At 66.1% G+C, this 21,457-nt stretch carries 20 protein-coding genes; 8 read left to right on the forward strand and 12 right to left on the reverse strand.

Going from position 1 to position 21,457, the window contains the following annotated elements; translation table 11 throughout:
* Window position 1 precedes the first annotated feature (1 nt).
* The 4 genes from DDT93_RS12380 to DDT93_RS12395 all read left to right on the forward strand — a co-directional run bounded on the left by DDT93_RS12380 (window position 2) and on the right by DDT93_RS12395 (window position 4,189).
* The gene (locus DDT93_RS12380; protein ID WP_109466155.1) at window positions 2-424 is read left to right on the forward strand and encodes a DoxX family protein; all 423 of its coding nucleotides are present in this window, start codon (window positions 2-4) and stop codon (window positions 422-424) included.
* Window positions 425-475: 51 nt separating this feature from the next.
* Window positions 476-898, forward strand: a complete 423-nt coding sequence (locus tag DDT93_RS12385) for a VOC family protein (RefSeq protein ID WP_109466156.1) — start codon at window positions 476-478, stop codon at window positions 896-898.
* 132 nt (window positions 899-1,030) lie between these two features.
* Complete coding sequence (locus tag DDT93_RS12390) at window positions 1,031-2,665, forward strand: GMC family oxidoreductase (protein WP_109466157.1); 1,635 nt, start codon at window positions 1,031-1,033, stop codon at window positions 2,663-2,665.
* Window positions 2,666-3,028: 363 nt separating this feature from the next.
* Window positions 3,029-4,189 carry a BamA/TamA family outer membrane protein gene (locus tag DDT93_RS12395; protein ID WP_109466158.1) on the forward strand — a complete coding sequence of 387 codons (1,161 nt, stop codon included), beginning with the start codon at window positions 3,029-3,031 and terminating at the stop codon, window positions 4,187-4,189.
* A gap of 19 nt (window positions 4,190-4,208) precedes the next feature.
* On the opposite strand, the gene DDT93_RS12400 is transcribed toward DDT93_RS12395, so the two are convergent.
* The 12 genes from DDT93_RS12400 to DDT93_RS12455 form a co-directional block, all read right to left on the reverse strand.
* Window positions 4,209-5,189 carry an aldo/keto reductase gene (locus DDT93_RS12400; protein WP_109466159.1) on the reverse strand — a complete coding sequence of 327 codons (981 nt, stop codon included), beginning with the start codon at window positions 5,187-5,189 and terminating at the stop codon, window positions 4,209-4,211.
* A complete protein-coding gene (locus DDT93_RS12405) occupies window positions 5,186-6,376 on the reverse strand; it encodes an amidohydrolase (RefSeq protein WP_109466160.1) in 1,191 nt (396 codons plus the stop codon). The genes DDT93_RS12400 and DDT93_RS12405 overlap by 4 nt, the downstream gene beginning before the upstream one ends.
* 75 nt (window positions 6,377-6,451) lie before the next feature.
* Window positions 6,452-7,483, reverse strand: a complete 1,032-nt coding sequence (gene proX, locus DDT93_RS12410; protein ID WP_109466161.1) for a glycine betaine/L-proline ABC transporter substrate-binding protein ProX — start codon at window positions 7,481-7,483, stop codon at window positions 6,452-6,454.
* 109 nt (window positions 7,484-7,592) lie between these two features.
* On the reverse strand, window positions 7,593-8,537 hold the full coding sequence (locus DDT93_RS12415) for an ABC transporter permease (protein WP_109466162.1): 945 nt from the start codon (window positions 8,535-8,537) through the stop codon (window positions 7,593-7,595).
* The gene (locus DDT93_RS12420; RefSeq protein ID WP_109466163.1) at window positions 8,530-9,729 is read right to left on the reverse strand and encodes a quaternary amine ABC transporter ATP-binding protein; all 1,200 of its coding nucleotides are present in this window, start codon (window positions 9,727-9,729) and stop codon (window positions 8,530-8,532) included. The genes DDT93_RS12415 and DDT93_RS12420 overlap by 8 nt, the downstream gene beginning before the upstream one ends.
* Window positions 9,730-9,888: 159 nt before the next feature.
* Window positions 9,889-10,203: an NIPSNAP family protein gene (locus tag DDT93_RS12425; RefSeq protein ID WP_109466164.1), complete on the reverse strand. Its 315-nt coding sequence runs from the start codon at window positions 10,201-10,203 to the stop codon at window positions 9,889-9,891.
* On the reverse strand, window positions 10,200-10,589 hold the full coding sequence (locus tag DDT93_RS12430; protein WP_109466165.1) for a carboxymuconolactone decarboxylase family protein: 390 nt from the start codon (window positions 10,587-10,589) through the stop codon (window positions 10,200-10,202). The genes DDT93_RS12425 and DDT93_RS12430 overlap by 4 nt, the downstream gene beginning before the upstream one ends.
* The gene (locus DDT93_RS12435; protein WP_109466166.1) at window positions 10,582-11,397 is read right to left on the reverse strand and encodes an alpha/beta fold hydrolase; all 816 of its coding nucleotides are present in this window, start codon (window positions 11,395-11,397) and stop codon (window positions 10,582-10,584) included. Before DDT93_RS12435 ends, DDT93_RS12430 begins: the two co-directional genes overlap by 8 nt.
* 2 nt (window positions 11,398-11,399) lie before the next feature.
* Entirely contained in the window at window positions 11,400-12,485 is a 1,086-nt protein-coding gene (locus tag DDT93_RS12440; RefSeq protein ID WP_109466167.1) for an LLM class flavin-dependent oxidoreductase, read from the reverse strand.
* Window positions 12,486-12,521: 36 nt separating this feature from the next.
* Entirely contained in the window at window positions 12,522-14,033 is a 1,512-nt protein-coding gene (locus DDT93_RS12445; RefSeq protein ID WP_109466168.1) for an aldehyde dehydrogenase, read from the reverse strand.
* A 15-nt stretch (window positions 14,034-14,048) separates the two neighbouring features.
* Window positions 14,049-15,005, reverse strand: a complete 957-nt coding sequence (locus DDT93_RS12450) for a flavin reductase family protein (protein WP_198654836.1) — start codon at window positions 15,003-15,005, stop codon at window positions 14,049-14,051.
* A gap of 181 nt (window positions 15,006-15,186) precedes the next feature.
* Window positions 15,187-16,938, reverse strand: coding sequence for a helix-turn-helix domain-containing protein (locus tag DDT93_RS12455; protein ID WP_198654837.1), 1,752 nt, complete (start codon window positions 16,936-16,938; stop codon window positions 15,187-15,189).
* 223 nt (window positions 16,939-17,161) lie between these two features.
* On the opposite strand from DDT93_RS12455, the gene DDT93_RS12460 reads away from it, so the two are divergent.
* The 4 genes from DDT93_RS12460 (at window position 17,162) to DDT93_RS12475 (ending at window position 21,338) form a co-directional block, all read left to right on the forward strand.
* Window positions 17,162-17,752 (forward strand): amino acid synthesis family protein, encoded by a 591-nt coding sequence (locus tag DDT93_RS12460; protein ID WP_109466170.1) that lies wholly within the window; start codon window positions 17,162-17,164, stop codon window positions 17,750-17,752.
* 119 nt (window positions 17,753-17,871) lie between these two features.
* Window positions 17,872-18,351, forward strand: coding sequence for an Lrp/AsnC family transcriptional regulator (locus DDT93_RS12465; protein WP_109466327.1), 480 nt, complete (start codon window positions 17,872-17,874; stop codon window positions 18,349-18,351).
* A gap of 117 nt (window positions 18,352-18,468) precedes the next feature.
* Window positions 18,469-19,944 (forward strand): NAD-dependent succinate-semialdehyde dehydrogenase, encoded by a 1,476-nt coding sequence (locus tag DDT93_RS12470; RefSeq protein ID WP_109466328.1) that lies wholly within the window; start codon window positions 18,469-18,471, stop codon window positions 19,942-19,944.
* Between the two features lie 20 nt (window positions 19,945-19,964).
* A complete protein-coding gene (locus DDT93_RS12475) occupies window positions 19,965-21,338 on the forward strand; it encodes an aspartate aminotransferase family protein (RefSeq protein ID WP_109466171.1) in 1,374 nt (457 codons plus the stop codon).
* The last annotated feature ends 119 nt before the right edge of the window (window positions 21,339-21,457 follow it).

Here is a 21,457-nt window from a genome sequence, read left to right on the forward strand (position 1 = left end):
CATGTACAAGACCACCGCTCTCCTGATCGCCCGGTTGATCTTTGCCGGTCTGTTCGTCATGGCCGCGTCCTTCAAGTTCGCAGGCATGCAGACGACCGCCGATTACATCGCCTCCGCAGGCTTCCCCGCGCCACTGTTCCTCGCCTGGGTCGCCGCCTTCTTCGAGGTCGGGCTGGCCCTCGCCTTCCTGACCGGCGCCTTCTTTTCCGAGGCCGCGCTGGCCGCCGGGGTCTACGTGATCTTCCTGGCTTTCGCCTTTCACGGCCCCGCACACTGGGAGGAGAACGAAGCCGAGTTCGGCTTCTTCATCGACCACTTCACCTTCTTCGCCGGGCTGCTCTTTGCCGCCGTGCACGGCCCCGGCCGGGCGCTGGCCCTGCGCTGGAGCCTGCTGCCCCGGGCGGGCGCAGCCCCGGCCCTCTGACACCACGGGCGGCGACTGGCGCCGCCCGGACCCCCAACAGGAGTTTCCCCGATGGAACCGACGATCTACCTCATCTTCAACGGCAACTGCCTCGAAGCCATGCGCTTCTACGAAACGACGCTGGGCGGCGAGATCACCGGCATTTACCGCAACGCGGATGCCCCGACGCCGGAGGCCCGGATGCCCGGCGGGGACGACCTTGTCATGAACATGGCGATGCGGCTGGGCAGTGCGCTGGTCATGGCCTCGGACTCCCCCGCCGAGTGGTATTCCAAACCGCAGGGCTTCTCGATCTCGCTGTCGCCGGAAACGCCCGAGGAGTTCGACCGGCTCTTCGCGGCCTTCTCCGAACGGGCGCAGGTGGTGACCATGCCCCCGGGCGAGACCTTCTGGGCCGAGCGCTTTGCCATGCTGACCGACCGTTTCGGAACGCCGTGGATGCTGAACTACGCGGGCAACAAGGCCACGTCCTGACCCCCGGCCCGGTCCCGAATGGCCGATGTGCCCCCGCGTCCCGCGCGGGGGCACAAGGTTTTCCTAGACCCGTGAACCGAATGCCTGTTCACTTTCCCTGTGAAGACGGGAGACTTCGCACGGGAGGATAGCATGACGTTCGACTACGTGATCGTAGGCGGCGGGTCCGCCGGTTCCACGCTGGCAGCGCGCCTGAGCGAGGATCCGAAGACCACGGTCTGCCTGTTGGAAGCCGGGGGGAACGGCGACCACATCCTGATACGGGCCCCCGCCGGGGTGGTGGGGATGCTGCCCGGATACGGCAAGATCTCGAACTGGGCCTACAACACGGTGCCCCAGCCCGGCCTGAACGGGCGACGGGGCTACCAGCCGCGCGGCAAGGCCCTCGGTGGGTCCAGCGCGATCAATGCCATGCTCTACATCCGGGGCCACCGGTCGGATTACGACGGCTGGGCCGACGCGGGCTGCGACGGCTGGTCGTGGGAGGAATGCCTCCCCTACTTCCGCCGCGCCGAGAACAACGAACTCGGCGCCGATGCCTTCCACGGGGACAGCGGCCCGCTGCAGGTATCGCAGCAGAAGGCCCCGCGCCCGATCTCGCGGGCCTTCGTGCAGGCGGCGACCGAATGCCAGCACCGCGAGGTGGCGGACTTCAACACCGGCGAGAACGAGGGAGTCGGCCTCTACCAGGTGACCCAGTTCCACGATGGCGCCCGCAACGGCGAAAGGTGCTCGACCGCCGCGGCCTACCTGCACCCCATTCGCGCCGCCCGCCCGAACCTGACCATCCTGACCGGCGCCCATGCCACCCGCGTCTTGACCGAGGGCAAGCGCGCCACCGGGGTCGCCTATCGCCGGGGCCGCAAGCAGGAGCAGGTCATGGCCGCGAAGGAGGTGATCCTCTGCGGCGGCGCCTTCAACTCGCCGCAGCTCCTGCAGCTCTCGGGCATCGGCGCGGCGGACGATCTCAGGCTGCACGGCATCGAGGTGGTCCACGACCTGCCCGGCGTGGGCAAGAACCTGCAGGACCACCTCGACTTCATCCTCGCCTACAAGTCGAAGGACACCGACAACTTCGGCATCGGTCTCGCGGGCACCATCGGACTGACCAAACATATCCTGCAGTGGCGCCGGGACGGGAACTCGATGATCTCCACCCCGTTCGCCGAGGGCGCCGGTTTTCTCAAGACCGATCCCGGCCTCGACCGGCCCGACGTACAGCTGCATTTTGTGATCTCCATCGTCGACGATCACGCCCGCAAGCTGCACCTCGGCTACGGCTTCTCCTGCCATGTCTGCGCCCTGCGCCCCTACAGCCGGGGCGAGGTCTTTCTCGAAAGCGCCGATCCGATGGCGGCGCCGGGGATCGACCCCAGGTTCCTCTCCGATCCGCGTGACCTCCAGACCACCATCAAGGGCGCGAAGATGACCCGCGAGATCCTGCAGGCACCGGCGCTGAAATCTTACCGCGACAAGGAACTCTTCGGCGTCACCGATGGCATGAGCGATGCGGACTGGGAGGGTCATATCCGGGCCCGGGCCGACACGATCTACCACCCGGTCGGCACCTGCAAGATGGGCACCGACGACATGGCGGTGGTCGATCCCCAGCTCCGCGTGCACGGCATGGAGGGCCTGCGCGTCGTGGACGCCTCGATCATGCCCCGGCTGATCGGCGGCAACACCAACGCCCCCACCATCATGATCGGCGAGCGCGCGGCAGACTTCATCCGGGGCCGCAAGGCGGAGGCCGTGGCCGCAGAATAGCACGCCAAAGCCCCATGCAAGTGGCGGGCATACTCGCCCCTTGCGGGTATCGCTCCGTTGACGCCGGGCGTCGGCAGGTCGCCCTCTCTGCGCCCGTCCGCAGGGCCGAAGCCGCCCAATCCGTCTTTCAGATCATATCATCTGTTGCGCGGCAGTGTCCCTGCCGTGCATCCTGCTGGGAGTCGCACCGCGCCGCGCGCCCGACGTCCTGAGACCCGCACCCGCCCAACCCTCTCAACTTGTGGTTGGCCCGGTCCGGCACCGGGCGCCCGGCACCGCGCATAAGGGAGCGACGCCGAAACGCCACCGATTGAACGACACGATTATCCGAACCCACGCCCTATTTGATCAAGGATTTCGAGCATGAGACGTTTCATCTGCCTTGCCGCGTCGCTCACCCTCCAGGCCAGCGTGGCCCTGGCACAGGACGCGCCTGCCGAGGCGGAGAACCCGGTCGCCAAGCGGCACTACACCTTTCACGAGCTGTTCTTCGACGAGCAGGACGGCAAGCTCGACGTCTCGAACTACCTCGCCAAGGGCGGGCTGGTCCCGATCCCGATCATCATTACCGAACCCGCCGTCGATCAGGGCCTGGGCTTTGTCGCCCAGTTCATCTCGTGGCCCGATGGCACCAAGGACACCCTGACCCGCCGGATGCTGGGCGGGGCCAGAACCGGAAACGGCTCCTACGGTTATGGCTATTTCCAGTCGGGCACCGTGCTGGACGGTCGGCTGAACTACAAGTTCGGCCTCGGACAGGGAGAGCTGACCATCGCGGCCTATCCCGGCGGGCTGGCGATACCGGTCGAATACACCACGACCTTCGACTACGGTGTGTTCGGCTCCGTGCTGTGGGAGCTGCCGGATTCGCGGTTCTCCATCGGCCCCCTGATCGACATCCGCAAGACCGAGACCCGGCTGTCCCTGCCCGCCTCCCTGCCCGTGATCGCGCCCGACCTGACGCGGACGCTGAAGACCGCCGCGCTTGGCATCGGGCTGCATTTCGACAACCGCGACAACCCGCTGACCCCGACCAAGGGCGCGAACGTCTACCTCAACGCCAAGTTCAACGATGGCACCTTCGGCAGCGACCGGGATTTCCAGGTCTACGACCTCGAGGGCTACTACTTCAGCAGCTTCGCCCCCCGCTGGCGCTATGGCGCGCGGCTCGCGGTCAATGCCGTTCGCGGCGACACGCCCTTCAACGTGATGCCCGCCATCGACACCCGTGGCGTGCCATCGAACCGCTACCAGGGCGAGACGATCCTGAACACCGAGTTCGAGGTCACGCGCGAGTTGGGCGACCGCTGGAGCGTCCTCGGCTTTGTCGCGGCGGGCCGGGCAGACGCGGGCGATTCCCGTTTCTTCAAGGATTCCGGGTTCATCTACTCTGGCGGCGCCGGCCTGCGCTACCGCATCGCCCGCAAACTCGGCCTCGATGCGGGCATGGACGTCGCCATCGGCCCGGAAGACACCATCGTCTACTTCCAGTTCGGCCACGCCTGGTCGCGCGGTATGGATTGACGGCCGGGCGCAGCGCGGATCAGGTGTGCCCCGCGACGGCGTGCGGAACATAGGGCGCCTCCAGCGCAGCGGTTTCATCCGCGGTCAGGGAAATCGAGAGTGCCTTCACGGCAGCGTCCAGATGCCCTGTCGTGCGGGCGCCGATGATGGGCGCCGACACCACGTTCCTCGACAGGACCCAGGCGAGGGCAATCTCGGCCCGGCTGACACCGCGGGCCCGGGCCACCTGCCCGACCGCGTCGATCACTCTGCGGTCGGCGTCGATGGTCGCATCGTAGAGCCGCTTTGCCGCCATGTCGGACTCCTGCCGGGCGCTGGTCTCGCGCCAGTCCCGGGCCAGACGCCCCCGCGCGACGGGGCTCCACGGGATCACGCCAATGCCCTGATCCGCGCAGTAAGGCAGCATCTCGCGCTCTTCCTCGCGGTAGAGGAGGTTCAGGTGCGGCTGCATCGAGGTGAACCGCGTCCAGCCATTGAGGGATGCAACCTGCTGTGCCTTGGCGAATTGCCACGTGAACATCGAGGACGCCCCGATGTAACGGGCCTTGCCCGCCTTCACCACGTCGTGCAGCGCCTCCATCGTCTCTTCGATCGGCGTCTCGTAGTCCCAGCGATGAACCTGGTAGAGATCGACGTAATCGGTGCCCAGACGCGCGAGGCTGTCGTCGATGGCCTGCAGGATCGCCTTGCGCGACAGCCCTGCACCGCCCGGTCCGGGCCGCATCCGGTGATAGACCTTTGTCGCAATGACGACCTCGTCGCGCTGCGCGAAATCGCGGATGGCGCGGCCGAGGATCTCTTCCGACTGGCCCAGCGAATAGGAATTCGCCGTGTCGAAAAAGGTGATGCCCTGCTCCAGAGCCGAACGGATCACCGCCCGGCTGTCTTCCTCGCCCATGGTCCATGCATGGGGGCCCCGCTCGGGGGCCCCGAAACTCATGCATCCGAGGCACAGGCGCGAGATTTGCAGCCCGCTCTGCCCAAGTCTGGTGCGGTTCATGCGGGCGCGGGGGCGTTCAACACCTGATCCACCAGACGGCACCAGTAGTCGATCCCGTAGGACACGGTATCGTCGCTGAAATCGTAGCCCGGATTGTGCAACTGCGCGGTGTCACCGTTGCCGATCATGATCATCGCGCCCGGCCGTTCGTTCAGCATGAACGAGAAATCCTCGGCGCCGAGCTTGGGAGTCGCATCGGTCTCGACCCCCTCGGCGCCCGCGATCTGCCGGGCAACCGAGATCGCCACGTCCGTCTGGGCGGCGGCGTTGAAGGTGATCGGATAACCGTGCCGGATATCGACCCGAGCACTGCCGCCATGCATCTCGGCGATGGACCGGGCGTAGCTGCCAAGCCTGTCGATCGCGTCCTGCAGGGCGACGGGGTCGAACGCACGGATGGTGCCCTTGAGCGCGACCTCGGCGGGAATGACGTTGTGCGACACGGGTGTGCTCAGACTGGTGATCGAGACCACGATGGGATGCAGCGGATCGGTCGAGCGTGACACGATGGTCTGCGTGGCCTGAATCAGCGCGGCGGTCATGATCACCGGGTCGATGGCCTTGTTCGGCTGGGCCGCGTGACCGCCCTGCCCCACCATCGCGATGTCGAACTCGGCAGTCCCGGCCATCATGGCGCCCGGCCTGATCGAGAACTGACCGATGGGCACACCGGGTTCGTTGTGCATGCCATAGACGTAATCGATGCCAAAGCGCTCGATCATGCCCTCCTGCACCATCACCCGCCCGCCGCCGCCGTTTTCCTCGGCGGGCTGGAAGATGACAGCAACCGTTCCGGCAAAGTCGCGGCTGGCCGCCAGTGCCTTCGCCGCACCGAGCAGCATCGCCATGTGCCCGTCATGGCCGCAGGCGTGCATCTTGCCGGATTCGGTCGATTGCCAGTCCTTGCCGCTCGCCTCGAGGATCGGCAGCGCATCCATGTCGCTGCGCAGGCCGATGGTCCGGCCCGGGCCCCGCCGTCCGTGGATCAGCGCGACGATCCCGGTCCGGGCGATCCCCTCGACGATCTCGTCACAGCCGAACTCGCGCAGCCGCGCGGCGACGAAGGCGGCGGTGTTCGGCAGGTCGAACCCCAGCTCGGGGGTCTTGTGCAGATGGCGGCGCCAGCCGATGGCCTCGGCGCTCAGATCGTTGGGACGGGACTGCGTCAGTCCTTGCGGCGATGTCATCTCGGTGCTCCGGGGCAGTGTGTCTTGGGTTTGGGGATGGCCCGCCCGAGGGGGCGGGCCAATGGGTCTGATGGCTCAGGACGCGGCCTGACGTGCCTGCGCCAGCCAGGACTCGTAGGTGTCCTTGTTTTCCTCGATCCACTTGTCGGCAGCCTCGCGCACGGCGCGCGGGCTGCTGCCGCCTTGCTCGCTGATACCTTCCTCCCACTGGGACCATGTTTCCAGCGGGAAGGAGATGGCCGACACCAGCGCCTCGACGGCGGGGTTCGCGGCAATGAAATCCTTGTTCGCGATGGAATTCCAGTTCCACGCGGCCATGGCCATCCGGCAGGGATCGGCACCGCCGGCGCAGCCTTTCACGCCATCAACCAGCGCGGACCCCTTGTTCGGAACCTCGGGCGGCAGGGCGTCGAAGGGCGTCGGCAGCCAGACGACCTTGTCGCCGGGGGCGAGGACCTTGTTCATCCACGAGGGGCTCCAGGTGTAGAAGAATACCGGCTCGCCCCGGTTCACGCGGGCAATGGTCTCGACCATCAGGGTGTCGTACTTGCCGCGCACCGAGTTGACCGTGTCCTTGAGACCGAACTTGTCGAGCTGGTAATCGACCACGTCGCCGCAGCTCCAGCCGGGATCGCAGTTGATCAGGTCGGCCTTGCCGTCGCTGCCAAACAGCGCGGCGATCTTGGGGTCCGCCATCTGTTCGAGCGAGGTGATGTTGTACTCATCGGCGGTTTTCTTATCGATCAGGTAGCCGTTGATGCCGCCGCCCTGGATCAGCCCGGCGCCAACGAGCATGGTCTTGTCCTCGACCTTGCGGAAGCCCGGCTCGCGCTGGGGAAAGTTCACGTCGGTGCTGAGGTCGAGATCGCCCTGTGCCGCGGCCGGAAAGAACAGCGTCGTGTTGATCGAGGTCATCTTGACCTTGTAGCCGAGCTCTTCCAGCGCCGAGGTGACGATCTCGGAGACGATGTAGTTGGCACCGATGCCGTCGGAGCGGGAGTAGTTCACCGTCTTGCCTTCGCCGGGCAGATCGTTCGCGGCGGCAGGCAGAACCTGACCGAGCGCGACAAGGCTGCCCAAGGCCAGGGCCTTGATATTCATGTTCATGTCTTTCTCCTTTTGGACTTTCAGGTGTTGGTTCTTGGACCGGGCGCCTTTGGCACGCCGGTCTCTGTCTGGTTCCGCCGGGCCGTGCCTTGGCCGACCCGGCGCAGGATCAGGCGTTGCTGCCCGATTGGGTTGCGACCGGCTCGCCCTCGTCGCGGCGCGAGAAGATCCGGTCGAGATTGAAAGCCGCCAGCCAGCGGGACCGCGCGCTGGCGCGCTTGGGCTCGGCCATCTTCTGGGTGATCCGGTCGAGCATCATGGCGAGCAGGACGATGGCGATGCCACCGATGGCCGCGCGTCCGACATCCAGTCGTCCGATCCCCTGCAGCACGATCAGGCCCAGCCCCTCGGCGCCGATCATGGCGACGACCACGGACATCACCATCGCGGTCAGAACGGTCTGGTTGAGCCCGCCGAGAATGGTCGGGATCGCCATCGGGATCTGGATCTCCCACAGCAGCTGGCGGCGGTTTGCACCAAAGGCCATGCCGGCTTCGACGATCTCGTGGTCGACCATCCGGATCCCGAGGTTGGTAAAGCGGATCAGCGGAGGGGCGGCGGCGATCACGACCGCGACTTCGCCCGGAACGGTGCCCACCCCGAAGAGCATCACCACCGGCACGAGGTAGACGAAGGTCGGCGTTGTCTGCATGACGTCGAGAACCGGGCGGACAATGTTCCAGACCCGGTCACTGCGCGCGCTCCAGATGCCGATGGGCAAACCGATCACCGCACAGAAGAAGATCGCCGTCGAGATCAGCGCCAGCGTCGTCATCGCCGGGTCCCAGACCCCCATCGCCGCGATCAGGACGAGCACGATCACGGTGAAGATGGCGATGTTGCGATTGGCCAGCACATAGGCCAGCAGCGCCATGACGAGGACCATCACCGGAAAGGGGGTGGCGTGCATGATGCCGTCGATGAAGGTCAGCAGGTTCTCGATCGGCCATTTGATCGCGATGAACAGCGGGCGCAGGTTCAGCGCCACCCATTGCACCGCGTCGCTGATCCAGACGTCGACCGGGAAGATCGCGAGGTCGTCGGCTTCAAGCATGGAGTGTCTCCTCGGTAGGACGTTTGGACCCCGCCTGAGAGGTCGCGGAAATGGCGGCGAGGACCTTGGAGGGAGAGACGATCCCGACGAAACGGCCGTCCTCGTCGGTCACCGCGAGGTCCTGCGTGCCACGGCACATGCGGGCGACATCCAGCAGCTTGCTGTCGCGCCGCACCGAGAGGAAATCGGACTGGGCCTCGGCGTCGATGTTGCCGCCGGAGCGGGCCCGGTCGAGCGAGGCGGCGTCGATGCGGCCGACCACGCGGCCCTCGTCGTTCAGGGCAAACCCGCCCGTCCCCTCGCCCGCGACGACCTTTACCCGTCCGGCCGAGGCGACCGGGGTCCCCGCCTGCATCACCGAGGCCGCGTCGAAGAGGCGCGAGCGGTCGACGTCATTGGTAAAGGCGGCCACGTAATCGCTGCCCGGCTCGCTCACGATGGATTGCGGCGTACCCTCGCGCATGACCTTGCCGTCCGCCATGATCGCGATGACGTTGCCCAGCTTCAGCGCTTCCTGGAAATCGTGGGTGATGAACAGGATCGTCTTCTTCAGCGACCGCTGCAGGCGCAGAAGTTCGTCCTGCATCTCGGTGCGGATCAGCGGATCGAGCGCGCTGAAGGCTTCGTCCATGACCAGAACGTCCGCGTCGGTGGCAAGGGCGCGGGCCAGCCCGACCCGCTGGCGCATCCCGCCGGAGAGTTCGTGCGGGAAGTGATAGCCCCAGCGGTCGAGGCCGACGATCGAGAGAACATCCTCGGCCCGCGACCGGCGCTTCTTGACCGCGAGACCGCGCAGCTTGAGCCCGAACTCCACGTTCTCGATCACGGTGCGGTTGGGCAGCAGTGCGAAGTGCTGGAAGACCATCGAGATGCGGGTCCGCCGGACCTCGCGCAGGTCATGATCGTTCAGGGCGACGATGTCCTCGCCATCCAGCAGGATGCGGCCCGCGGTCGGTTCGTTCAGCCGGTTCACGCAACGCGCCAGCGTGGACTTGCCCGAACCGGACAGCCCCATGATCATGTACATGGCCCCTGTCGGAACGGTCAGCGACACGTTGTTCAGACCGACCACCATGCCGGTCTCGGCCTGGACCTCGTCCTTGTCGGCGCCCCGCGCCAGCAGGTCCATCGCCGGCTGCGGCTGGTTGGAGAAGATCTTGTATAGGTTTTCTATCTGTAACCGTTCGGTCACCTTGAGCTCCCTGATGTCGGTCCCTTGACCGGGACGATGCTTGGTTTTGCATTCGGTCGGTAAGCTCGATTAGGGCAAAGCCGCCGCGCGCTGTCTTCCTAGGTTCCGGAGAATGGCGCTGCCCCTGCATCCTCGGATCGGGGGCAACAGCCGTGCCGCCTACTTCAGCGGGGAGAAATCGACCGGCAGGAGAACCCGGTTTTCCATCGTCTCGATCTGCGCCGAGAGCCTCGGGGTGAACGCCTGCCAGCGCGGGTCGGCCGCAAGCTGGGCCCGCCGCCGCGCACGCTCGTTGAGGCTGTCATAGCCCCACATGTGCACCACGTGGTTCAGCGGTCCGATCTCGGTCACGAAGTAGCCGATCAGGTTGCCGAGGATCGGTTGCTGGATCGCCAGCCCCTCATCGCGGACCAGATCGAGATAGGCTTTCATCTTGCCCGGACGGATGCGGTAGATGCGTTCCTCGACGATCATCCCGCGTCCTCCTGCGCGGCTTCGGCCAGCACCTCGCGGGCGATGCGGAAGGCTTCGACACCCGCCGGAATGCCGCAGTAGACGGCGATCTGGATCAACGTGGCACGAAGTTCATCGGGGGTCAGGCCATTGCGCAGGGCACCGTGAAAGTGGATGCGAAACTCGTGCATCCGCCCCAGCGCCGCGAGCATCCCGAGGTTCAGGAGGCTGCGCTGTGCAGGCGCGAGGGTCCGGTCGCTCCACGCCAGCCCCCAGCAATACTCGTTAACCATGTCCTGGAACGGAGCCGAGAAGGCGTCTGCCCCGGCCATCGCCCGGTCGACATAGCCGTCGCCCAGCACCTTGCGGCGAATGGCTTCGCCGGCATCTCGCAGATCGCTATCCAACTTGGGTCTCCTCGCTTGCCAGGAAATCACGGAACAGGGCGGCAACCTGATCGGGTGCCTCGGTCAGGATCGAATGGCGCAGCCCGGGCAGGATCTGCAGCCGCGAGCCGGGAATGCGGTCGTGCATGTAGCGGGCCATGCGCGGGTTCGATCCGATGTCGTCTTCGCCCGTCGCGATCAGGGTGGGAACGCGGATCTGGTCGAGAAACCCGCCAAAGTCGGTCTCGGCCAGAACGCGATAGGCCGAGGCATAGCAATCCGGATCGTTCTCGGCGTTGCGCCTGCGCAGCTGGGCAATCAGTTCGGGGTTGGCCTCCTGAAAGCCCTCGGTCAACCACCGCGACAGCGAACTGTCGTAATGCGCGCCACGTTCACCGCTTTCCAGTGCCGCGAGCCGTGCGCGAACCCGCTCCTGCTCCTCCGGGGTGCGCCCGGCGACGGTGGAGAGCAGGATCAGCCGCTGCAGCCGCTCGGGATGGGTCAGCGCCAGCCGCTGCGCGATCAGCCCGCCGAGCGAGAAACCGGCAAGGTTGAAGCGGTCAAAGCCGACATGATCGGCCAGTGAAAGGACCTCGCCCACGAAATCGTCGATCTCGTAGCGCCCCATCACCCGCGACGACCGGCCATGCCCGCGCAGATCGAAGGTCAGCACGGTGAAGGCCCCGCCCAGCCGGGCGACCACGCCCTGCCAGGCTTCGAGATAGGACCCGACCCCGTGGATACAGACCAGCGGTTCGGGACCGGTGCCGTCGAGCCGATAGTTCAGCTCGACGCCCCCGACCGAATGGCGCCCTGTCACCGGGCCCATGCTCAGGCCCCGGCCACGGCGGCGGTGCCGCGCGCGGCGTCGCGCTCACGCTCGGCAAACACCGGCATGATCTCGTCGATGAAGAGCCGCAGGGTCGTTTTCTGCATCTCGAACGGCAGGTTGAAGGTGAGGCCCAGGCAGTACTGGTCGACACCGGCGGCCTCGTAATCCAGCAGCTTCTCGATGGCCTCGTCCGGCGTGCCGAACATCAGGTTCTTGCGAATGTTCGCGGGGTCGTAGTTTTCCTTTCCCTTCACCTTCTCGTAGGGCACCGGCTCGGGGAACCCGTTGGTCACGCCGCCGATGTTCTGCATCAGGTTCTCGAAGTGGCGGCCGTAGTCGCTCGAATGGCGGACCGCATCTTCCCAGCCGTCGGCATGGTCGTAGACACAGGTGCGGCGCTGCATCATCAGGCGCGGCGTCGGCACCTCCGGGTGATCGGCCACGGCCTTGCGGAATTTCTCGCCCAGCACGGCGATCTCGGCGGCGGGCGCCGACAGCGGTGTCGTCATCAGGTTGGCGCCGTTCGCGACGGCCCAGTCGAAGGTGCCCGGATCACGCGCCGCGACCCAGATCGGCGGATGCGGCTTCTGCACCGGCTTGGGCACGGCAGCCGTCTTGGGGAAGTTCCAGTAGTGGCCCTCGTGGGCATAGTCGCCGTGCCACAGTGCCTTGACCGCCGGGACCAGCTCCTTGAGGTAGGCGACGCCTTCCTGCTGCGGCATGCCACCGGCCATGCGGTCGAACTCGTACTGGTAGGACCCGCGCGCGATCCCGAACTCGAGCCGCCCGTTGATGAGGTGGTCGCACATCGCGGACTCGCCAGCGAGGCGGATCGGGCTCCAGTAGGGTGCCACCAGCGTCGAGGTCCCGAGGCGGATGCGGTCGGTGTGCTGGCCCAGCCAGGTCAGCGTGAGAAACGGATTGGGGGAAATGGTGCATTCGATGGTGTGATGCTCGGCGGTCCAGAGCGTCTCGAACCCGCCCTCGTCGGCCATCTGGGCAAGCTCGAGCAGGTTCTGCTTGACCTCGGTCATCGGCGTCTCTGGCGAGAACCGTTCCATTGTAAGCGATACGGCGAACTTCATGCTGCTACTCCTGTCAAAATTCTTGTTGTCCCGGGGTCACTTGAGGCGGATCACGAAGGGGTCCTGCATGGCGCCCGAGTAATCGATCAGCACGTTCTTGGAGCGCGAGAACTCGCGCATGACGTCGAAGCCGCCGCGCCGGCCATAGCCGCTGTTCTTGAAGCCGCCGTTGGCGGACATGTAGGCGGCCGAGCGATAGGTGTTGATCCAGACGGTGCCCGCATCGACCTGATTGGCGAAGCGCATCGCGCGGTCGATGTCGCGGGTCCAGATGCCCGAGGCGAGGCCGTATTCGGTGTCGTTGGCCAGCGCTATCATCTCGGCCTCGTCGGTAAAGGGCATGACCCCGACGACCGGCCCGAACAGCTCGTCCCGCATGAAGCTCATGTCGTTGGTCACGTCGGTCATGACCGTGGGCTCAAAGTACCAGCCCTCTCCTAGGTCGCCGTTCTGCGGACGGCGCCCGCCGATCGCGACGGTCGCCCCCTCGGACACGCCAGAGGCGACATAGCCTTCGACCTTCTCCAGTTGCGACTTCAGCGCGAGGGGCCCGATGTCGGTGGCCTCGTCCATCGGGTGGCCCACGGTGATGCGCCGGGTCCGTTCGATCAGCGCGTCGAGGAAGTCGCCGTAGACGCTCTCCTCGACAAAGCAGCGCGATCCGGCCACGCAGGTCTGCCCGGCGGCGGCGAACACCCCCGATACGACGCCGTTCACCGCGCGCTCGATGTCCACGTCCGAGAAGACAACGTGGGGCGACTTGCCGCCCAGCTCCATCTGGCAGGGCACGAGGTTCGCCGCGGCGTTGGCGGCGATCCGGCGGCCCGTGGCGGTGCTGCCGGTAAAGACGATTTTGGCGATCCCGGGATGACGGGTCAGCGCCTCGCCGGTGACCGAGCCGGTCCCCGTCACCACATTCACCACGCCCGCCGGAATCCCGGCCTCGACGACCAGCTCGGCCAGCGCCAGCGTCGACGCGGTCGCGTGCTCCGAGGGTTTGATGACGACGGTGTTGCCGATGGCGAGACAGGGCGCGAGCGTCCCGGTCAGCAGCATCAGAGGCGAGTTCCAGGGCGTGATCATCGCCACCACGCCCAGCGCTTCGCGCTGCGAATAATTCAGCGAATCCAGCTTGTTGACGGGGATCGTATCGCCCTGCAGCTTGTCGGCCATCCCGGCGAAATAGCTGTAGCTGTCAGGCATGGCGCGCATCTGCGCCTTCATTTCCTTGATCAGCTTGCCGTTGTCGCGCGTCTCGATCAGGGCCAGTTCGTCGGCGTGCTCCAGCACCAGTTCGGCCAGCCGCCGGACCAGCTTGCCCCGTTCGGTCGGGGTGATCCGCCGCCAAGCCGTGCTGTGGAACGCCTCGGTCGCCGAGGCGATGGCCGCGTCGACGTCCTCGGCATTCGCCTCGGCGAACTCGTACCAGGGCTTGCCGGTGGTCGGATCGAAACTCTGGAGATAGCTCGCGCTGCGCGGCGCGCGGAACTGGCCGCCGATGAAAAGCTCCTGACGTGATCCTTCCAGGGATTTGACGGTGGTTTGCACGAAGTGTCTCCTGATTTACTGAATGTCGTTCTGGTGTTGCGCCCAGGAGCGCGTGTCGCCGTCGAGGATCGCGACGCGTCCGCCATCGTCGGAGTCGACAAAGATGCTGAACCGCCGGTCGCTACGCTCGCGGGCATAGCGGCGCAGCACCGAGCGCATCTCGTTCGTCGGAATGGCGTCGTAGGGAATGTCGTCGAAGTCGAAGACGTGCAGGTCAGCCGGCAGATCCATCGGCAGGGCGTCTCCGGCGAGGCGCGCGCGATAGATCAGCTGGCCCGGATCGTCGTCCGCGACGTCGAAGACGGAGTAGAGGAACATGGTCTCGGGGAAGAGCTGCAGACCGGCGCTGCCTTCCAGCAGCAGTTGCGCCTCGGGCCGCCTGCGGCGCGCGCGCGGCAGAACGAAACCACCCTTCCCGTCATCCCGCAGCAGGACTCCGCGCTGGGTCTCGACAAGATAGCTCACCACCATGCCGTGAGTGTCGAGCCAGCCTGTCGGCAGCGGATCCTTCACGCTGGCATAGGCGCCCCGGCAGAAGCCGAGCGGCGCGGCGGTGCTGGTGCCGAAGGCCTGGACCTGTCCGATCAGGATCACGTGGTCCCCGGCATCAACGCGCTGGTGCAGCGAGCAGTCGAACCACGTCAGGCTGTCGGTCAGAACCGGCGCCCCGGTGTGCACGCTGTCGTGCGAAATGCCCTGAAACTTGTCGGCCGACTTGGAGGCGAAGGTGCCCGAGATGTGGGTCTGACCCTCGTGCAGGATGTTCACCGCGAAGGACTCGGTCGTGCTGAACACCGGGTAGCTGCCCGCCGATTTCCCGACGCAGACCAGCAGGAGCGGCGGGTCGAGCGAAACCGAGGTGAAGGAGTTGGCAGTCATCCCGCGCGGCGTTCCATCGCGGTCGCGGGCCGTGATGACAGTGACCCCCGTGACGAAGGTGCCGAAAGCCTGCCTCAGAGCCTTTGGGTCCATCGTGATCTCCTCCGTCGCCAGTGCTGAAAGCATCCGTTCCGTCTTTCCCTTGCTTGATGTGGGGACGGTAACGGGACGAGGGAGGGGGATTCTTCCTGACATTCTCAGGAGAGATCGGAATATCTTTGCTTCGTTTCGGAGGAAGGATTTTCGGCGCCGAGAGAGCGGCGATGACGGGGGTTCAGACGCCCGTCATCATCTTCTGCAACTGGATCGCAAGCTCGACCGAGAACCGCCGATCCGGGGCTTCGACGTTGATCCCAAAGAGTTCCTCGATCCGCTTGAGCCGGTAGCGCAGCGTGGTGACGTGGAGCCCCATGGCATCGGCGGCAGCCTGGCTGCGGCCACGTTCCCGCAGGTAGATTTCCAGCGTTTCGAGGTATGGCGTGTCGTTCTCGCGGTCGTGCTCGACGACCTGCCCGAGGACCTCGGAGAGGAACAGGCGCACCTCGTCCACCCCGGCGGCGGCAGCCAGCATCGGCATCGGGCCGAAGTCCTGCAGCGAGAGCGCCCCAGTCCGACCGAGCGAACGCGCGATCTCGACCACCCGGCGCGCCCGTTCCCAGGCTTCGGGGTAGTCGCCAAGGTGCTGGCAGGGCTGACTGGCCACCACCACCGGCGTCTGCCCGAGGTAGCGCCCCACCTCGCGCGCAACCCTCTCGGCCAGCTTGGCGGTGCGTTCGGCCGGGTCATCCTCGGCCAGGGGGCAGAGGCACACCATCGCGCCATCCACGCTCAGCACCGAGACCTCGGTGCCCTGCGCCTGCACAAAACGGGTCAGGGCGCGGTGCAGATCGACCGTCATGCTGGCGGTAACCCGCTCCGCGCCGCCAAGATCGACCACCAGCATCTGCTGGCGGCGTTCGAAATCGAGGCCCAGCCGCTGGGCCCGGAGCAGCAGGTCACCGGCATCGCGCCAGCGCCGCTCGATGATCTCGTAGAACAACTCGGACTGGGTCCGCGTCTCGAACCGGAAGCGGATGAAGTTGCGCATCATCACCACGCTGAGCGCAAAACGCGCGCTGTCGAGAACCATCAGTTCCATCAGGTCGGGCGCCGCGTCCTGATCGAACACCACCAGCGCGCCAACCCTGTCGGCATCCACCTCCAGCGCCTGCACCGTGCCCTCGATCCGGATGGCATCGGCGCCGTCGTCCAGACGGATCGACACCTTGCCGTTCCCCGATCTCTCGAGCGTATCCCGCGCCACCTTGAGAAGCTGCGGACCAAAGACACGCTGCACCTCGGCCTGCCACTGGCGGTCGGTGAACCGCCTCTGGTCGGGCGAGCGCCCGGGGACGACCTGCGACATGGTGAAATCGACGATCACCAGCGGAACGTGCAGCCGTGCATTCACCAGTTCGCTGAGCGAGAGCACCGAACTGTCCGTCAGCGCGTGATCCAGCAGCGCCGTGTGCGTCGCAAGCGCCATCTGCTGCCGCTCGGCGTCCTGCCGGGCCGCCTGCACCCGCCGCTCCTGCTCGACCGCGGTCACACCCAGCTGAACCACCATGTCCAGCACGGCCTGATCTTCGTCCGACAACTCGGACACCTGGCGAGACAGCAGGTTCAGCACCATCGGACGCCCGTTGAAATCGACGCAGTTCATCGGGATCACGAGGATCGAGCGATAGTCACGTTCATAGGATTCGATGCGGTAGCCGTGAAACTCGTCGGACTCGCGGATGTCGGGCACATAGATCGGCTGGTTGCGTTGCAACGCGATCAGCGAGGGGCTGGTGGCCAGCTCCCAGCGGTCCGGCAGCGTGCGCTGGATCAGCGTGGGATCGTGCCGCGCCATGACATAGGCAAAGCCGTGCTCGGCATCGATCGACATGATCGAGCCCAGCGCCCAGCCGACCTGCTTGCAGGCGGTCGCCACGAGGTTTTCAAGGATGGCCTCGATGTTTCCCGTGCCGTTGATCAGGGTCACGGCCTGCGTCAGGGAAGATAGTTTGGCTTTCCAGTCGATGGCGGAAAGGCTCCTCTGCGGTGATGTGGCCACGCCGGGCCGCGCACGAGCATGACCCACGGCGGGCCCGAATTCATACTCCCCTTCAGAGCATGAATGTCAAATCACGACCCTCGAAACATAGGAAGAACCAAGGATGCGACCGCACCTATAGAGGGTGTGAAACAATAACGAAGGTGTCCCCATGTCTCTTGGCGTTCGCAAGTTCGCAGCTTTTGTCGAAGAAACGGTGATCGAGGCCGGGCGTCCCGCCCCGCGCCCCATCACCTCGGTGGTGATCGCCGCCGTCCTGCCGAACCCGTGGGCCGGACAGGGCTATGTCGAGGATCTGGATACCGAAATCCGGCGGATCGCGCCGGGCCTCGGGGCGGAGATGACCCGCCGCCTGACCGACCTGATGGCGCCGGACATGGTGGAAGCCTTCGGCAAGGCGGCCTGCGTCGGGGTCAATGGCGAGATCGAGCACGCCTCGGCGCTGATCCACACCCTGCGGTTCGGCAACCAGTTCCGCGAAGCGGTGCACGGCACCGCCTACCTGAGCTTCACCAACACCCGGAACGCGCCCGGCGCGCTGATGTCGCTGCCGATGATCCACAAGAGCGAGACCGGCAAGCGGTCGCACTTCCTGACCACGAACTTCCAGATCGCGGACGCACCCGGACCCGACGAGATCCTCATCGCGATCGGCGCTTCGGACGGCGGGCGCGCCCATCCGCGCATCGGCGACCGCTTCAGCGACATGGAAGCCATGAAGGCCGAGGCCGAAACCGCCTGACGCCTCCGGGTTGCAGTACCGACCGGATTGCCCCAGTCTCGATGAAACGCCCCGGTTTCATCGAGACTGGGGCATTTCTCATGAACCGACGGAACAAGGGCCGGCGCAAGAGCCAAGACATGACGAGACTGGATCAGAAGGACATCGACATCCTGCGCGCCCTCTCGGTCGACGGTCGCATCTCGAAGGCGGCCCTCGCCGAAAAGGTCGGCCTGTCGGCCACGCCCTGCTGGAACCGACTGAAACGGCTGGAAGAGGCTGGCCTGATCGAAAGCTACCGCGCCCGCATCAGCCTGCGAAAGCTCGGGCCGCATATCGTCGTCTTCCTGACGGCGGAACTTGCCGATCACACCGCCGCCAGCTTTCGCACCTTCGAGGCCAACGTCCAGCGCTATGACGAGGTCATCGGATGCTGGGCGCTGGGTGGCGGGTTCGACTACATCCTCCAGATCGTGACCCGCGACATCGACGCCTACCAGCGGCTCGTCGACGAGATGCTGGATGCGCGCATGGGGATCGCCCGCTACTTCACCTACTTCGTGACCAAACCGGTCAAGACCGATGGCGTGCTGCCCTTTGCCGAGTTGATCGCGGGCTGAGAGGATTTCTCTCCTGCCCGCCGACTTGCAGGAGAGATCCTCTCCGAACGGCGTGAAATTCGGTCTCGGGCCCTTCTGTCGCCGTCCTAGCCTCGCCCCATGTATTCGGAGGCGAACATGCTCGATCACGCGATCACGGCCAGAAGCGACATTGCCGACAAACGGCTGTTGCGCAGCTTTTCCTACATCGACGGCAAGTGGAGAGCCGCCGAGTCCGGGGCAACCTTCGCGGTGCGAAACCCCGCCAACCTTGAAACCATCGGCGACGTGGCCTCGCTGTCGGGGGCCGAGGCGCGTTCGGCCGTCGACGCAGCGCAGCGCGCGTTTGGCGGCTGGGCACAGAGCCTGCCACAGGACCGCTCGGCCGTGCTGCGACGCTGGCACGACCTGATCCTCGCCCACCGCGAAGACCTGGCGCGGATCATGGTGCTGGAGCAGGGCAAACCGCTCTCCGAGGCTCGGGGCGAGATCGACTATGCCGCCTCTTTCGTCGAATTCTACGCCGAGGAGGCCAAGCGCCCGGACATCGAGGGCGTGACCAGCCACCTGCCGGATGCCGAGGTCGAACTCTGGCTGGAGCCGGTCGGCGTGGTGGCCCTGATCACACCGTGGAATTTTCCCTCCGCCATGCTGACCCGCAAGGCCGCCGCCGCGCTGGCCGCAGGATGCACCATCGTCGCCCACCCGTCGGGCGAAACGCCCTATTCCGCCCTCGCGCTGGCGGAACTGGCCGAACGCGCCGGGCTGCCTGCAGGCGTGCTGAACGTGGTGACGGGCGACCCCGCAACCATCGTCGAACCCTGGACACAGGACACCCGGGTGCGGGCCCTGTCGTTCACCGGGTCGACCGGGATCGGCAAGCTGCTCTATCGCCAGTCGGCGGACACGGTGAAACGGCTGGTTCTGGAACTCGGCGGCCATGCGCCTGTCATCGTCTTCGCCGATGCCGACCTCGACGCCGCCGTGGCCGAGACCGTGAAGGCCAAGTTCGCCACCTCCGGGCAGGACTGCCTTGGCGCCAACCGCATCTACGTGGAACGCGCGGTTTACGACGCGTTCTGCGAGCGCTTTGCCGAGGCCACGCGCGCCCTCTCCGTGGGCGAGGGCATGGCAGACCCCGATATCGGCCCGCTGATGAACGAGGCGGCCGTGGCCAAGCAGGCCGAGCACGTGGCGGACGCGCTGAGTTGCGGTGCCCGGCTCGCCTGCGGGGGCGCGGCGCACCCGGCGGGGCCGCTGTTCTACCAGCCGACGGTTCTGACCGATGTGCCCGACACGGCGCGGATCATGCGCGAGGAAACCTTCGGCCCGGTCGCGGCGATCACGCCATTCGACACCGAGGAGGAGGTCATCCGCCGCGCGAATGACACCGAGTACGGTCTGGTGGCCTACCTGCACAGCATCGACCCCCGCCGCATCTACCGCCTGAGCCGCGCCCTGCAGTTCGGCATGGTCGCGGTGAACCGGACCAAGGTAACCGGCGCGCCCATTCCCTTCGGCGGCACCAAGCAGTCCGGCCTCGGGCGCGAGGGCGCGGCGACCGGCATGCGCGAATTCATGGAAATCAAGTACGTCTGCCGCGACTGGGCATGACACAGAAGGAAGGAGCAGAGATGCTGACCAACGACCAACTCGACCGCTGGGACCGGGAGAATTTCTTTCACCCCTCGACCCACCTTGCCCAGCATGCCCGGGGCGTGTCTCCCAGCCGGGTGATCCGGACCGCATCGGGCGTTCACATCGAGGACCGCGACGGCAACCGCCTGCTCGACGGCTTTGCAGGTCTCTACTGCGTGAATGTCGGTTATGGCCGCCCCGAAATCGCCGAGGCGATTGCCGAGCAGGCGAAGGAACTGGCCTATTACCACGCCTACGTGGGCCACGGGACCGAGGCGTCGATCACCCTTGCACAGATGGTGCTGGAGCGGGCGCCCAAGGGAATGTCGAAGGTCTATTTCGGGCTCGGCGGTTCGGACGCGAACGAGACCAACATCAAGCTGGTCTGGTATTACAACAACATCCTCGGCCGCCCCGAGAAGAAGAAGATCATCTCGCGCTGGCGCGGCTATCACGGCTCCGGCCTGATGACCGGATCGCTGACCGGGCTGGAGCTGTTCCACAAGAAGTTCGACCTGCCGCTGGTTCAGGTCAAGCACACCATCGCGCCCGACTACTTCCGCCGCGACGACCTGCCGATGAGCGAGGCCGAATTCGTCGCCCATTGCGCCAGTGAACTCGAGGCGCAGATCCTGAGCGAGGGGCCTGACACTGTCGCCGCCTTCATCGGCGAGCCGGTGCTCGGAACCGGCGGGATCGTTCCGCCGCCCGAAGGCTACTGGCCTGCGATCCAGGCCGTGCTCGACAAGTACGACATCCTGCTGATCGCCGACGAGGTCGTGACCGGCTTCGGGCGGCTGGGGAGCATGTTCGGCTCGGACCACTATGGCATCCGCCCCGACCTGATCACCATCGCCAAGGGGCTGACCTCGGCCTACGCGCCGCTCTCGGGGTCCATCGTCGGAGACCGGATGTGGAAGGTCCTCGAACAGGGAACCGACGAGAACGGAGCCATCGGTCATGGCTGGACCTATTCCGCCCACCCCATCGGGGCAGCCGCCGGGGTCGCCAACCTCAAGCTGATCGACAGCCTCGGGCTGATCGACAACGCGGCCAGCGTCGGCGCCTATCTGAACGAGGCGATGAAGGCCGCACTAGGCGACCATCCGAACGTCGGCGACATCCGGGGCGAGGGGATGCTCTGCGCCGTCGAGTTCGTCGAGGACCGGGCCGACCGCCGCTTCTTCGATCCGGCGCGGAAGATCGGACCGCAGGTGTCGGCGGCACTGTTGAGCCAGGACAAGGTGATCGGACGGGCCATGCCACAGGGCGACATCCTCGGCTTCGCCCCGCCCTTCTGCCTGACCCGGGAGGAGGCCGACCTGATCGTCGGAGCCACGCAGCGCGCGGTCGAAACCGTGCTCGGCTGACACCCCGGGTCAGGACCGAACAGCAGGGTCGTCCGTACCCCCGGGCGGCCCTGTCGCGTTGTCTCCACCGATGCGGAGGAAGCAACCGGCGGCGGTTCCTACCGATCGCGTCAATCCGG

Origin of the sequence: Albibacillus kandeliae (assembly GCF_003116585.1) — a bacterium.
Taxonomy (GTDB): Bacteria; Pseudomonadota; Alphaproteobacteria; order Rhodobacterales; family Rhodobacteraceae; genus Albibacillus; species Albibacillus kandeliae.

Coding starts and splice junctions, on each gene's coding strand:
- DDT93_RS12380 (WP_109466155.1), top strand. CDS start 2: ATGTACAAGACCACCGCTCTCCTGATCGCCCGGTTGATCTTTGCCGGT.
- DDT93_RS12385 (WP_109466156.1), top strand. CDS start 476: ATGGAACCGACGATCTACCTCATCTTCAACGGCAACTGCCTCGAAGCC.
- DDT93_RS12390 (WP_109466157.1), top strand. CDS start 1,031: ATGACGTTCGACTACGTGATCGTAGGCGGCGGGTCCGCCGGTTCCACG.
- DDT93_RS12395 (WP_109466158.1), top strand. CDS start 3,029: ATGAGACGTTTCATCTGCCTTGCCGCGTCGCTCACCCTCCAGGCCAGC.
- DDT93_RS12400 (WP_109466159.1), bottom strand. CDS start 5,189: ATGAACCGCACCAGACTTGGGCAGAGCGGGCTGCAAATCTCGCGCCTG.
- DDT93_RS12405 (WP_109466160.1), bottom strand. CDS start 6,376: ATGACATCGCCGCAAGGACTGACGCAGTCCCGTCCCAACGATCTGAGC.
- proX (WP_109466161.1), bottom strand. CDS start 7,483: ATGAACATGAATATCAAGGCCCTGGCCTTGGGCAGCCTTGTCGCGCTC.
- DDT93_RS12415 (WP_109466162.1), bottom strand. CDS start 8,537: ATGCTTGAAGCCGACGACCTCGCGATCTTCCCGGTCGACGTCTGGATC.
- DDT93_RS12425 (WP_109466164.1), bottom strand. CDS start 10,203: ATGATCGTCGAGGAACGCATCTACCGCATCCGTCCGGGCAAGATGAAA.
- DDT93_RS12435 (WP_109466166.1), bottom strand. CDS start 11,397: ATGGGCCCGGTGACAGGGCGCCATTCGGTCGGGGGCGTCGAGCTGAAC.
- DDT93_RS12440 (WP_109466167.1), bottom strand. CDS start 12,485: ATGAAGTTCGCCGTATCGCTTACAATGGAACGGTTCTCGCCAGAGACG.
- DDT93_RS12450 (WP_198654836.1), bottom strand. CDS start 15,005: ATGGACCCAAAGGCTCTGAGGCAGGCTTTCGGCACCTTCGTCACGGGG.
- DDT93_RS12460 (WP_109466170.1), top strand. CDS start 17,162: ATGTCTCTTGGCGTTCGCAAGTTCGCAGCTTTTGTCGAAGAAACGGTG.
- DDT93_RS12465 (WP_109466327.1), top strand. CDS start 17,872: ATGACGAGACTGGATCAGAAGGACATCGACATCCTGCGCGCCCTCTCG.
- DDT93_RS12470 (WP_109466328.1), top strand. CDS start 18,469: ATGCTCGATCACGCGATCACGGCCAGAAGCGACATTGCCGACAAACGG.
- DDT93_RS12475 (WP_109466171.1), top strand. CDS start 19,965: ATGCTGACCAACGACCAACTCGACCGCTGGGACCGGGAGAATTTCTTT.